The sequence below is a fragment of the Flavobacteriales bacterium genome (genome assembly GCA_021296215.1).
GTDB lineage: Bacteria > Bacteroidota > Bacteroidia > Flavobacteriales > ECT2AJA-044 > ECT2AJA-044.
Map to the genome: position 1 here is coordinate 1 of JAGWBA010000082.1, position 11573 is coordinate 11573.

The window sequence follows — 11573 nt, forward strand, 5'->3', positions numbered from 1 at the left end:
AGGTAAACCAATAACTATCTTTGAATATCAAAAACCGTAACCAAAACGGTCAACTCTTATCAGGGAAGGTCAGGGTTTCAAGAACTAGTTTTTGCCAATGGCTAAAGAATGCGAGCAGTAATTCAACGCGTATCGCACGCGGAGGTACGGATACAAGGAAAAGTGAGTGGTTCCATTGAGCAGGGATTAATGATCTTGCTGGGGGTGGAACACGAGGATACCGAAGAGGATCTGAAGTGGTTGGCCAGGAAGACCGGTGAGATGAGGATATTTTCGGATGCGGATGGACTCATGAACCTCAGTTTGATCGATGTGGACGGAGAGGCTTTAGTGGTGAGTCAATTTACCCTTCACGCCAAATATAAAAAGGGGAAAAGGCCTAGCTTTATAAGAGCGGCAAAGCCAGATCAAGCCGTACCGATGTACGAGCAATTCGCGAAGGAATTGGGAAGCTATTTGAACAAACCCGTACAAACGGGCGAATTTGGGGCCGATATGCAATTGGAGCTGGTGAACGAAGGACCGGTGACGATGGTCCTCGATACAAAGAACAAGGAATAATGGGAGGAATAAATGAAATTCAGAAGGTGGTCGACGATTGGATCAACGACCACGGTGTGCGCTACTTCAACGAGCTCACCAACATGGCTCAGCTGACTGAAGAAGTTGGCGAGGTGGCGAAAATCATCGCGCGACGATACGGAGAGCAAAGTGAAAAGGAGAGCGATAAAACCAAGGATCTAGGCGAGGAGTTGGCCGATGTGCTGTTCGTGACGTTGTGCTTGGCCAATCAGACCGGGGTGAACCTACAGGCTGCCTTTGATAAGCGGATGGAGAAAAAGGCCAAGCGCGACCACGACCGTCACCACAATAACGAGAAACTGAAATGATCAGCGAAAAGGAAAAACAATGGATGCAGCGGTGGGAGCAGTTCCGCCAGAAGGGAAAATGGCGCGGCATTGCCATTCAGGGCGGAACGTTTTTGGTATTCTACCTGATCTTGATGGCCGTATTGACTCGCTTTCTGAGTTTTCCGGATCCCTTCTTCGATAACTTATCAACGGGCGATTGGACTAAAACGGGCATTACCATAGCGATCTATTTAGCCGCCGGATTCGCCTATGGGATGTTCAATTGGTCGATGTCTGAACGACGAGTCAAGCGCCTGAAGAAGGAGGGCAATTAATAATAGACCAGCTTGCACCACCGTAGACCCATATTCCGGGCTGTCGTACTCCAGAACGATCTTGAAACTGCTGATCGAGCAGGTTGTTGGCTGAGATGTACAGATTCAAGGCATTCAGATCGGCATTGATGCGCAGGTTTACGAGGGTCACCGGGTTTTGAATCCCGGTGCCGTCAATGGGCTGATCCGAAGCCCGGTCCTGGAGGCTGCAATCCCATCGAGCCGAGAGGCTCCCAAACAATTTATGCTCAATCCCCAGGCCGATCTTGTGGCGCAGATAGTTGAGCACGTACAGCGAGTTGAAATCGCCTGCTTTATCGCTCTGCATGTAGGTGTAGCTAAACCGCAGCTGCCGCACAAAGGCGTCGGGCTTGCCGCGCAGCACGCCTTCGAGTTCGAAGCCGATGAAATCGATCTCCGTGATGTTCGAGGCTTGGTAGATGGTGTCGGATTGGGAAATGATTTCGATCCAATCGATGAGGTCTTTCCCTTGACGATAAAAGCCTACGGCTTGAAGTGTAAGTCTGGAGTCCTTGAGGAAATATGCCTTATAACCTAGCTCGTAATTCCACGCGTATTCGGGTTTCAATAAGGGACTCCCAAAGGCACCGCCCAGGTTGTAGTAGAGGTCGTTGTAGGTGGGTGTGCGGAACGAGCGATTGACGCTTGCGAAGAGGTTCGAACGGGGCCCCATTTCGTAGGAGACGTCGAGTCCCGGAAGTACATCGAAACCAAAATCGGAGTGGAGATTGAGTAGCACACCCCCCGAGAAATAGAAGCGTCTCCAGTTGTAGTAGTGCTCGAGATTGAGGCTGTAGTTTTGTCGTCTGCGGCCGAGGTAGTAGAATTCATCTCCTTCCGGGACTTCGATCGGACCGGCCAACGAGTCCCCTAAGTTGTTTGAAACGATGTTTTCAGTACGACCCGTGAGGGCTAAATTGGTGGCGTGGCCGTTTTGGTAGTCGTAGGTACCGGTCCATTCGGCGCCGATCACATCGGTGCGGTGGTAGTTGTGCTTGGTGTACCAAGAGGGCACGTCGAGCTCTTCGTAGCTCTCGCGGAACAGCTCGAACCGATCGTAGTGACGACGCGCCATGAGGTAGCTTTTGAACTTCCAGTTACCGTGTTGAGCGCGGTGGCGGACCCCTCCAAACAGGGTTTGCGTTTGTTCGAATTGATCGGGAAAATTCACGCTGTAAAAGGAGTTGGCGCCAAAGGCTTTACCGTTCCACCCGCCTTGAACCACCCATTCGCCGTTATCGGTTGGGTGGATGTATTTTCCGTTGATCTGTTGGTTGGTAAAATCGGTGTTGCGCATATAGCCATCGGATCGCGAACCGGAGTAGCTTAAAATCATTTGGTCTTCTCCTACGACGACTCCTTGGGTGAATCCGCCCGCGAACAAAGCCTTTTGTCCGCCCGCCACTTGCAATTTGGTGTAATTTCCCTTGTGCTCGTTAGTGATGATGTTTACGGCCCCGGAAAAAGCCTGTGGGCCGAAGAATCGGCTTCCGCCCGTAAGGATCTCCACACGGTCGACCTGATCGAACGTTAGGGGCAGGTTGAGGCTGTGATGTCCGGTTTGCGGGTCGAGCATGGGGATGCCGTCAATAAGTACCAGGCTTTGGTCGAAGGTGCCCCCACGGATGCTTAAATCGGCCTGCACATCAAAAGGGCTACGCTGCTGTATATCTATGCTGCCCAGGTGTTCGAGGCTTTCGTTCAGTGAGGCCGAATTGCTGCGCAGTTCGTCACCGGTAACGCGGATGAGGTGTCGGGCGACTTCTTTTTCATTGAGTTCGGCTTTACTCGCCGAGAGAACGATTTCGGGCAGCTGGTACTTGGAGGTGTCCGCGGATTGCCCAAAAAGCGCAAGGGATAAAACGCAAAAGAGTGGAGCGAGTACGGGTTTCATAGCGTTTTCGTTTGCTTGCCAAAGCTAATGCTTTTTAGGACGCTCCACAAGAGCAATGTGAACCATGTTGTGTTTATGGGATTAATTGCTTAATTTTCAAGTCTCTTTTGAATCAAAAATTATGAAAAAAGTTCTACTCGCCATTTCCCTTTTGTGGACTGTGTCTTCTATCGCTCAGCAAGATGTTTATCTTCGAATTGATCACGAAGTCAATGGTCAGCCTTTTGCCATGGGTGCTCAAGGCCAGAATAATCTTGGTGATGACTTCAACGTCAATCGATTGGAATATTACATTTCGGGCCTGTCTATCACGCACGACGGGGGGCAAGTGACGGACTTGCCGGATATTTATTTCTTGGTTAATGGATCACAGAATTTTGATGAACTCTTGGGTAACTTCAATGTGTCTCAGCTCGAGTCAATCACTTTTGCCATTGGGGTCGATAGCGCTCGGAACCACTTAGATCCGGCCTCATGGCCGATGGCGCACCCTTTGGCGCCAAAGAGTCCTTCGATGCATTGGGGTTGGACTGCCGGATACCGATTTGCAGTGATGGAGGGAACCTCGGGCAATGGTCTCGCCCAGGTTTACGAGTTCCACGCCTTAGGAAATAAGAACTACACGCTCCAGACCATTGAAACGGCCGGAGAAGATGACAACGGCGATGTGGTCGTTCACTTGACTGCCGATTACGTTGAGGCCTTTTACAATATTCCCTTGGATCAGGGGATGATTCAGCATGGTCAAGACGACGAGGCGGCTGAGTTTTTAGGCAATTTCGCCTTACGGGTGTTCGAAAGCTCGGACGGCAACGGTCCTGTGGCATCGATTTCTGAGCAAGAAGGCGCTTCGATCCGCGCGTATCCGAATCCTGCCGCTAGGCAGATATACCTCGACCTCAGTAAAACTTCGAGAACCATAGACCGCTACGAATGGGTAAATGCTCAAGGGGCTCAAGTACGAAAAGGGGTCTTCGCCGGCGTGGGTATCGATACGCCAAATAGTAGTGGTATTTACTTCTTGCAATTATACTCAGGAGAAGAGCTCGTTGCGGTAGAGCGTGTAGTGGTGCAGCGATGAGCGTTAAACCCATTATTTGGTCGGCCTTGGGCTTGCTTGTTTTCGCCACGGGTTGCGCGAAGGATGAGCCGAGTGAGGTGAAGTATGACCCAACTCCCTATGCAGTGGTAACGGGTGATTTTCCCGTGCCCAATTTGCCGCCGGACAACCCACTTACGCAATCGGGCGTTCAGCTCGGGAAGATGTTGTTTTTCGAGACCAAACTTTCACTCGATAACTCCATGTCGTGTGGGACTTGTCACCGCCAAGAACACGCTTTTACAGACACCAACCGTTTCAGTTTAGGGGTTCACGGCTTGCCGGGGAAACGCCAGGCCATGACGGTGTTTAATATGGCATGGAATTCTAATGGATTCTTTTGGGATGGCCGAGCACCATTACTTCGCGATCAGGCCTTGATGCCGATCATTGACAGTCTAGAAATGGCGGAAACCCTCGAAAACGTAGTGGCTAAGTTGACGGCGGACCGCAAATACCGCGATCAATTCAAACGGGCCTTTGATGACGAGCCAATAAGCGCGACCACTATTTCCCTGGCTTTGGAGCAGTTCATGCTGAGCATTGTATCAGTCGAGAGTAAATACGACCGTTATTTGCGAGGCGAAGCGCAATTAACGACCGGCGAAGAGCGAGGGCGGGAGTTGTTTTTTGCCGAGTACAATCCATTTTTTCCGGACGAGTCGGGGGCCGATTGCGCCCATTGCCATTCGCCTAAGAATTTCGAGAACGACGAGTACATGAATAACGGTTTAGATGCCGAGGCCGATATAGATGACTTCGGATTGGAGCTTACGACTGGCCTCCAAAGTGACCGAGGAAAAATGAAGGTGACTTCACTGCGCAATATTGAAGTTACCGCCCCTTATATGCACGACGGCCGCTTTGAAACGTTGGAAGAAGTTGTAGAGCATTACAACTCAGGCATCAAGAGCTCGTCGACCTTGGACGTAACTTTGGCCAACACCCAGCAAACCGGGCTCATGCTCACGGAGCAGGATAAAGCCGATTTGGTAGCTTTTCTCAAGACTTTTACCGACGAGGTCTTACTGACCAACCAAGAATATGCGAATCCTTTTAAATAGGGGGTTAACGTTCATCTCTGTGCTTGTATGGCTCGGGATTGGCTGCTCGCGAACGCCTGAATCCCCAGAGCAACTTTCCTATGATGTTCCTCCTGGTTTTCCGGAAGTGCAGGATCCTGATGATAATGCCTTTTCCGAAGATCGTTGGAAGCTCGGTCAAAAACTCTTTTTTGATACGCGTTTGTCTAAGGACAACAGCGTCAGTTGCGCGAGCTGTCACAAGCCTGAGTTCGCTTTCGCCGACAAGTTTCCGACCACGCCGGGCGCTTTTGGGCGGCCCGGGACCAAGAACGTGCCGTCGCTGGCCAACGTGGCCTACAACCCTTATTTCATGCGCGAGGGCGGGGTGCCGACCCTCGAAATGCAGGTCTTAGTGCCCATCCAGGAGCACAACGAGTTCGCTAACAATATCGTTGATATTGCTCAGTCCCTTCGGGACGATGCGGAACTTCAGGCCTTGAGTCAGCAGGCGTATGGCAGAGATCTCGATCCCTTCGTTATAACGCGCTCTATCGCCGTTTTTGAGCGTTCCTTGCTCAGTGGTGGTAGTCGGTACGATCTGCACGTCCAAGGGGCTGAAATGGCGTTGTCGAATCAGGAAAAGTACGGAATGCAGTTGTTTTTCAGTGAGCGCACTAAATGCTCGAGTTGTCACGGTGGATTGTTGTTAAGTGATTTTGTAATACGGAATAACGGGCAAGACACACTGTTCGCCGATATCGGATTGGAGCGGCTGACCGGTGACCCGACCGATCGGTACCACTACAAAACACCATCGTTGCGCAATGTGGACGTAACGGCTCCTTATATGCATAATGGGCACATGGCCACGCTGGAAGAGGTCGTGAAGCACTACGACCAGGGAGGTGTGGCTCATGGATATGCGGACGAGCTCATCGAGCCGCTAGGCTTGGAAATACACGAAAAGAAGGCACTGGTCGCTTTTTTGAGAAGCTTGACGGATGAGCGATTCGTCCTTCGCGATTGGAGGCCGTAGCGGACCTAGGATCCGCTTCATTTTAGAGAAGATACAGGGCGAATAAAAAAGCCCTTCCGAGTTAGAGAAGGGCCTTTTAACTATAAACAAAGGTCGGTTCGATTAATCGGCTAGCACGATGACCTTATTGTTTTGCATCTCTATGACTCCGCCGTTCACTTCGAGGAGCAATTCGCGGTCATTCGCAGTGCTTCGCTCGAGTTTCCCCGACATTTGGTCGAGGTGATCCTTTACTCCGGCCGCTTCGAGGATCCGGATGCTACCGGCCGCGAGCGTCGAAATAATGGGGGCGTGGTCGTTCAAAATCTGGAAGCTACCGTCTACTCCGGGCAAGGTGACCATGTCGACCTCTCCGCTGTACACTTTTTCTTCCGGTGTGATGATCTCTAATTGCATGATCGCTTTTATTAGCGTGCTTCAGTAAGCATTTTCTCTCCGGCCTCGATAGCTTCCTCGATGGTACCTTTAAGGTTGAAGGCAGCTTCAGGATATTGATCCACTTCACCGTCCATGATCATGTTGAATCCCTTGATGGTATCATTGATGTCAACCAATACCCCTTTGAGTCCGGTAAACTGCTCAGCTACGTGGAATGGCTGAGACAAGAATCGCTGAACACGACGTGCGCGGTGTACGACCATCTTATCTTCTTCAGACAATTCGTCCATCCCGAGGATGGCGATGATGTCTTGCAATTCGTTGTAACGCTGGAGGATCTCCTTAACGCGCTGTGCACAGTTGTAGTGCTCGGCTCCTACGATGTCCGCAGAAAGGATACGCGAAGTAGAATCCAATGGATCTACTGCGGGGTAGATGCCCAACGATGCGATCTTACGACTCAATACCGTAGTGGCATCCAAGTGGGCAAACGTCGTTGCCGGAGCCGGGTCGGTCAAGTCATCGGCAGGTACGTAAACGGCCTGTACAGAGGTAATAGAACCGTTCTTGGTAGAGGTAATACGCTCTTGCATGTTACCCATCTCCGTTGCCAAGGTAGGCTGGTAACCCACGGCTGATGGCATACGTCCCAAAAGTGCAGATACCTCAGAACCAGCTTGCGTAAAGCGAAAAATGTTGTCTACGAAGAACAGGATATCACGTCCTTGTCCGTCTCCTTCACCATCGCGGTAGTATTCGGCAAGCGTCAAACCCGAAAGGGCTACACGAGCACGCGCCCCGGGAGGCTCGTTCATCTGTCCGAAAACGAAGGTCGCTTTCGAGTCCTTCATTACTTCTTTGTCGACCTTGGTCAAGTCCCATCCGCCTTCTTCCATGCTGTGCATGAAATCGTCGCCGTACTTGATAATACCAGCTTCGAGCATCTCGCGAAGCAAGTCGTTACCTTCACGAGTACGCTCTCCAACACCGGCAAACACAGACAAACCACCGTGTCCTTTTGCGATGTTGTTGATCAACTCCTGAATCAATACTGTTTTACCTACACCGGCACCACCAAAAAGACCAATTTTACCCCCTTTGGCGTAAGGCTCAATAAGGTCGATCACCTTGATACCCGTAAAGAGTACTTCGGTAGCTGTGGTCAAATCCTCGAACAAGGGCGCTTCGCGGTGGATCGGCAATCCATTGCTGTTGTCGACCTCTCCAATACCGTCGATAGCACCTCCGGTTACGTTGAATACACGACCGCGAATACCTTCGCCGATCGGCATCTTAATGGGAGCCCCCGTGGCTACAACATCCATGTTGCGGACGAGTCCTTCCGTTGAATCCATGGCGATGGCACGAACCGTGTCCTCACCTGTATGCTGTTGTGTCTCCAGTACGACTACCGTACCGTCGGCCTTGGTCACTTCCAGGCTATCATAAATTTTTGGGAGTTCATCTGCACCCCCGCTAAAACGAACGTCCACTACTGGACCAATTACCCGGGCGACTTTTCCGATGTTATTCGACATAATCGATTGATTAGATGAAAGAAAAACAAGCTGAATTTTCGGGTGCAAATGTACGGCTTATTTTCGTTTTGAATTGGCCTGCCTAGTTCCTTTTTTTTATTTCTAATTTTGTTCGTGTAAAACACTGCATCTCTTGAAGATCTACTCCTCGATCGACGATTTTCCGACACTGAAGAATGCCGTAGTGACCACGGGCACTTTCGACGGTGTTCATGTAGGGCACAGACGCATAATTCAGCAATTACACGATATAGCCGAGACCATTGATGGTGAAACGGTTTTACTCACCTTTTGGCCTCATCCGCGTATGGTGTTGTTCGACGATCAAGATCTTCGATTGATCAATACGCAACGAGAGAAGGAGGCTTTGCTGGCCGAAGCAGGGGTCGATCACCTGATCGTTCATCCCTTCACCAAACAGTTCAGCAGATTAACGGCAATGGAATATGTTCGCGATGTGCTCGTGAACCGCATCGGGACCAAAAAGCTGGTCATAGGGTACGATCATCACTTCGGACGGAACAGAGAGGGGAGCTTCGACGACTTGGTGGAGTTCGGGCATACCTATCACTTCGACGTAGAGGAGATCCCGGCTCAGGTGCTCGATAATGTGAGCGTGAGTTCCACCAAGGTTCGTAATGCCCTGCTCGAAGGGGATGTGTCTACCGCGAACGAATACCTGGGGTCTACTTTTGAGCTTACCGGAAAGGTCGTGCGCGGCGCTACTTTGGGTCGCACACTCGACTTCCCCACGGCGAATATCGAAGTTCCCGAAAAATATAAGCTGATCCCGGCCGATGGTGTTTATGCGGTCGAAGTGCGTGTCGGAAACGAGTGGTACAAAGGCATGAGCAACATCGGTAAGCGCCCGACCGTATCCGGACAAGACCGCCAGATCGAGGCCCATATCTTCGAGTTCGATAAGAGCATCTACGACCAATTGATTACACTGCGATTTCACAAACGGTTGCGGGACGAACAAAAATTCGGATCGCTGGAAGAACTCAAAGCTCAACTTCACCGCGATGAAGAATCCGCGCTTAAGGTACTTTTGACATGAGGCTGGTCATTCTACTCATTGCGCTAACGTTTTCAGTTCATTCCAGTGCTCAGAATTGGGTCAACGGTAAAAAGGTCGACCGTTGGAGTGATGTCGAGTACCTCGACCTGAGTAAAATGAAATTCGTGAAGCACGGTATTCCGGATAGCTTGTGGACCATGACGCAGTTGAAAGGACTTCGACTCTCCGGGAACAAACTCATTTTTCTCGATCCAAATATCTCCAAGTTGGTGAATCTCCGGGTTCTCGATCTAAGCCGTAACCGCTTGAACGTACTAACCGGAGAGGTAGGCTCCTTGGCTAAACTGGATACGCTCATTCTCAATCGGAACGACCTCTATACCTTACCGGCGGAGCTAGGTAACCTCACTCAGTTGCGTTATTTGGACCTTTGGAGTAACCACGTCGACGACCTCCCCGCAGCCATGGATAAACTGCAGAACCTGAAAAAGGTCGACTTCAGCGGTATCATCGTATTTCCGGAGCAACAAGAAAAACTCCACCGCAGGTTTCCCGAGGTGGAGTTGGTGTTCAACAAGAGTTGTAACTGTCATTGACGGCAGTGAGCCATGGGCAAATTGAATTCTCACGAAGTCAAGAGCGCAAAGTCTAAAGCTTAGAGCTAAGCCTTCTGCTCTGGACTTTATGCTTTAGGCTTTCATGAGCGAGTAAAGGTCATTGACTCCAAAAGGAATGCACTCGCGGCATCGCCGCGAATTTCCTTTGCGAAGTAAAATTCACATTCACTAATACAACTTCTAGCACGCAGCGCAACCTATACCACTTATACCACTGATAGTGCGTAGTGCCACTGATAGCACTGATAGTATCTTTATCTCAATAAAGTAATCGACGCCTTTTTCTCAACGGTTTTTCCGTCCCGACCCTTCGGGTGCATTGCCGCCGTTCCGGCTTTCGAGTTCGTCGAACGGTCCGGAATAGCTCCATACCTGCTTTCCCCAACGGGAATAGACCTGAAGGTCAATCTTATCTAGGTCCTTTCCCGTCGGAATCCAAAGGTCGTTTTGACTATCGCCGTTGGGGGTAAAAACATTGGGCAGTTCCAGTTCCAAACACGACTTGTTGAATACACGTACCGTATCCCAAGTGATGTCGAACTTAAAGTCCATTTGAGCGAGGTAATACTCAGTTNNTCTGTGCTGATCGTGTCTCCAAAGTTGTTCACCCACCAGTACATATATTCGTCGTTTCGGTAAGGTGTAGACAACTCCATGGAATCCCCCTTACAAACAGTTTCATCTTCTCCTGCGTCAGCTATATATACTGAGGCATTGCAAGGGTAAAGAACAACGTTGTCTATGAAGAACCCTCCATAATATACTGTTATTTCATGGTAGCTCTGAGGAACTGAAAACCATGACAAGGTTAAAAATTGGCTTGAGTCTTGTAGCTGAATGTCTTTTGAAATAACTGTCCAATCAATATTTGATACAGTGTCGAGATTAGTGAATGAAAACAAAGGAGTTAGGCTTGGGACGGTATACTCTCGCATTGTGAACTCTTCGGAGCTAAAGTATAAATCTAAACCAAAGGGTTTTAATACTGTATATGCTTCAGGTCTAGATATGTGACACCGGAAAGTATAACAGGAGTCCGGAGTAAGAGGGAATTCCAGCATAGGTTGAATTGACTCAACATGTATAGAACTGCTAACATGGGAATACCAAGAAACCTTGTAGCCAATAGAGCATAATTAGTTCCGTATTGAGCTGCTTGGAATCCGCTAAGATTGATTGGTACAGTATAATCGGCAATTGAGCAAGGGCTCATCAAATCACTATCTCCATTGAATTGCCTTGCAGCTCTCTGCCAGCCGGCTGCATCGAATATTTGACTCCTCCCAATAACATCTTCACATGGAACACTATACTCTTCAAAAGAGGGGTTGACTATCAGGTTTTGACCACGTGTCGATTTCGCGGCCATTACAGCCAACGCCATTAAGGCAAATATTGATCGAAAACGCATCATTAAGGCTTAACCACAAGGGAATGAGCCTCTTGCTTATTATTGTAGCTGAGGCTTAACTGATAAATCCCAGGAGGCATTTCATTCAAATAGAACCCGTATGCTTTTCCAGTGAATACCACATCGTTTGTAAAAACCGTTCTTCCAAATAGGTCTAAAATTTCAATGGAAACTTGTTGATTCTCAGCTTTGAATAGATCGTCACTTTCGATGACTATTCTTCCCGAAGTTGGGTTTGGGTAAACGGTTACCTTTTCTAATTCATCATTACTGAAGTTGCCGGACTTCTGCTCAATGTCTGTATTCCCGTCCATACCCAGCATCACCCATGCGCTCAATACATTGGG

12 protein-coding genes and 1 pseudogene are annotated in these 11573 nt (G+C 49.5%); 8 read left to right on the forward strand and 5 right to left on the reverse strand.

Features of this window, described 5'->3' with window-relative positions:
- Window positions 1–108: 108 nt before the first annotated feature.
- The 3 genes from dtd to J4F31_10950 are packed head-to-tail and all read left to right on the forward strand — an operon-like array spanning window position 109 to window position 1186.
- Complete coding sequence (dtd, locus tag J4F31_10940; GenBank protein ID MCE2497073.1) at window positions 109–561, forward strand: D-tyrosyl-tRNA(Tyr) deacylase; 453 nt, start codon at window positions 109–111, stop codon at window positions 559–561.
- Window positions 561–890: a nucleotide pyrophosphohydrolase gene (locus J4F31_10945; protein MCE2497074.1), complete on the forward strand. Its 330-nt coding sequence runs from the start codon at window positions 561–563 to the stop codon at window positions 888–890. Before dtd ends, J4F31_10945 begins: the two co-directional genes overlap by 1 nt.
- Window positions 887–1186 carry a hypothetical protein gene (locus tag J4F31_10950; protein MCE2497075.1) on the forward strand — a complete coding sequence of 100 codons (300 nt, stop codon included), beginning with the start codon at window positions 887–889 and terminating at the stop codon, window positions 1184–1186. Before J4F31_10945 ends, J4F31_10950 begins: the two co-directional genes overlap by 4 nt.
- Here J4F31_10950 and J4F31_10955 read toward each other — a convergent pair.
- Window positions 1158–3101, reverse strand: coding sequence for a TonB-dependent receptor (locus tag J4F31_10955; protein ID MCE2497076.1), 1944 nt, complete (start codon window positions 3099–3101; stop codon window positions 1158–1160). The two genes, J4F31_10950 and J4F31_10955, sit on opposite strands and share 29 nt — an antisense overlap.
- A gap of 121 nt (window positions 3102–3222) precedes the next feature.
- On the opposite strand from J4F31_10955, the gene J4F31_10960 reads away from it, so the two are divergent.
- The 3 genes from J4F31_10960 to J4F31_10970 are packed head-to-tail and all read left to right on the forward strand — an operon-like array spanning window position 3223 to window position 6261.
- The gene (locus J4F31_10960) at window positions 3223–4182 is read left to right on the forward strand and encodes a T9SS type A sorting domain-containing protein (GenBank protein MCE2497077.1); all 960 of its coding nucleotides are present in this window, start codon (window positions 3223–3225) and stop codon (window positions 4180–4182) included.
- Window positions 4179–5264, forward strand: coding sequence for a c-type cytochrome (locus J4F31_10965; protein ID MCE2497078.1), 1086 nt, complete (start codon window positions 4179–4181; stop codon window positions 5262–5264). The genes J4F31_10960 and J4F31_10965 overlap by 4 nt, the downstream gene beginning before the upstream one ends.
- Before the next feature lie 19 nt (window positions 5265–5283).
- A complete protein-coding gene (locus J4F31_10970; GenBank protein ID MCE2497079.1) occupies window positions 5284–6261 on the forward strand; it encodes a cytochrome-c peroxidase in 978 nt (325 codons plus the stop codon).
- A gap of 102 nt (window positions 6262–6363) precedes the next feature.
- Here J4F31_10970 and J4F31_10975 read toward each other — a convergent pair whose 3' ends face one another.
- Window positions 6364–6657 (reverse strand): hypothetical protein, encoded by a 294-nt coding sequence (locus tag J4F31_10975; GenBank protein ID MCE2497080.1) that lies wholly within the window; start codon window positions 6655–6657, stop codon window positions 6364–6366.
- Between the two features lie 11 nt (window positions 6658–6668).
- Window positions 6669–8177: a F0F1 ATP synthase subunit beta gene (locus tag J4F31_10980; GenBank protein MCE2497081.1), complete on the reverse strand. Its 1509-nt coding sequence runs from the start codon at window positions 8175–8177 to the stop codon at window positions 6669–6671.
- Between the two features lie 133 nt (window positions 8178–8310).
- On the opposite strand from J4F31_10980, the gene J4F31_10985 reads away from it, so the two are divergent.
- A complete protein-coding gene (locus J4F31_10985; protein ID MCE2497082.1) occupies window positions 8311–9237 on the forward strand; it encodes a bifunctional riboflavin kinase/FAD synthetase in 927 nt (308 codons plus the stop codon).
- A complete protein-coding gene (locus J4F31_10990; protein MCE2497083.1) occupies window positions 9234–9794 on the forward strand; it encodes a leucine-rich repeat domain-containing protein in 561 nt (186 codons plus the stop codon). Before J4F31_10985 ends, J4F31_10990 begins: the two co-directional genes overlap by 4 nt.
- A gap of 306 nt (window positions 9795–10100) precedes the next feature.
- Here the strand turns inward: J4F31_10990 and J4F31_10995 are convergent.
- A pseudogene (locus J4F31_10995) lies at window positions 10101–10388 on the reverse strand (gliding motility-associated C-terminal domain-containing protein).
- A gap of 840 nt (window positions 10389–11228) precedes the next feature.
- Window positions 11229–11573 (reverse strand): T9SS type A sorting domain-containing protein (locus tag J4F31_11000; protein MCE2497084.1); only part of this gene is annotated, 345 nt, incomplete at its 5' end.

Excerpts from the sequence above, each read along its gene's own strand:
- J4F31_10955 (MCE2497076.1), bottom strand. The coding sequence starts at position 3,101 with ATGAAACCCGTACTCGCTCCACTCTTTTGCGTTTTATCCCTTGCGCTT.
- dtd (MCE2497073.1), top strand. The coding sequence starts at position 109 with ATGCGAGCAGTAATTCAACGCGTATCGCACGCGGAGGTACGGATACAA.
- J4F31_10975 (MCE2497080.1), bottom strand. The coding sequence starts at position 6,657 with ATGCAATTAGAGATCATCACACCGGAAGAAAAAGTGTACAGCGGAGAG.
- J4F31_10990 (MCE2497083.1), top strand. The coding sequence starts at position 9,234 with ATGAGGCTGGTCATTCTACTCATTGCGCTAACGTTTTCAGTTCATTCC.
- J4F31_10980 (MCE2497081.1), bottom strand. The coding sequence starts at position 8,177 with ATGTCGAATAACATCGGAAAAGTCGCCCGGGTAATTGGTCCAGTAGTG.
- J4F31_10945 (MCE2497074.1), top strand. The coding sequence starts at position 561 with ATGGGAGGAATAAATGAAATTCAGAAGGTGGTCGACGATTGGATCAAC.
- J4F31_10950 (MCE2497075.1), top strand. The coding sequence starts at position 887 with ATGATCAGCGAAAAGGAAAAACAATGGATGCAGCGGTGGGAGCAGTTC.
- J4F31_10960 (MCE2497077.1), top strand. The coding sequence starts at position 3,223 with ATGAAAAAAGTTCTACTCGCCATTTCCCTTTTGTGGACTGTGTCTTCT.
- J4F31_10965 (MCE2497078.1), top strand. The coding sequence starts at position 4,179 with ATGAGCGTTAAACCCATTATTTGGTCGGCCTTGGGCTTGCTTGTTTTC.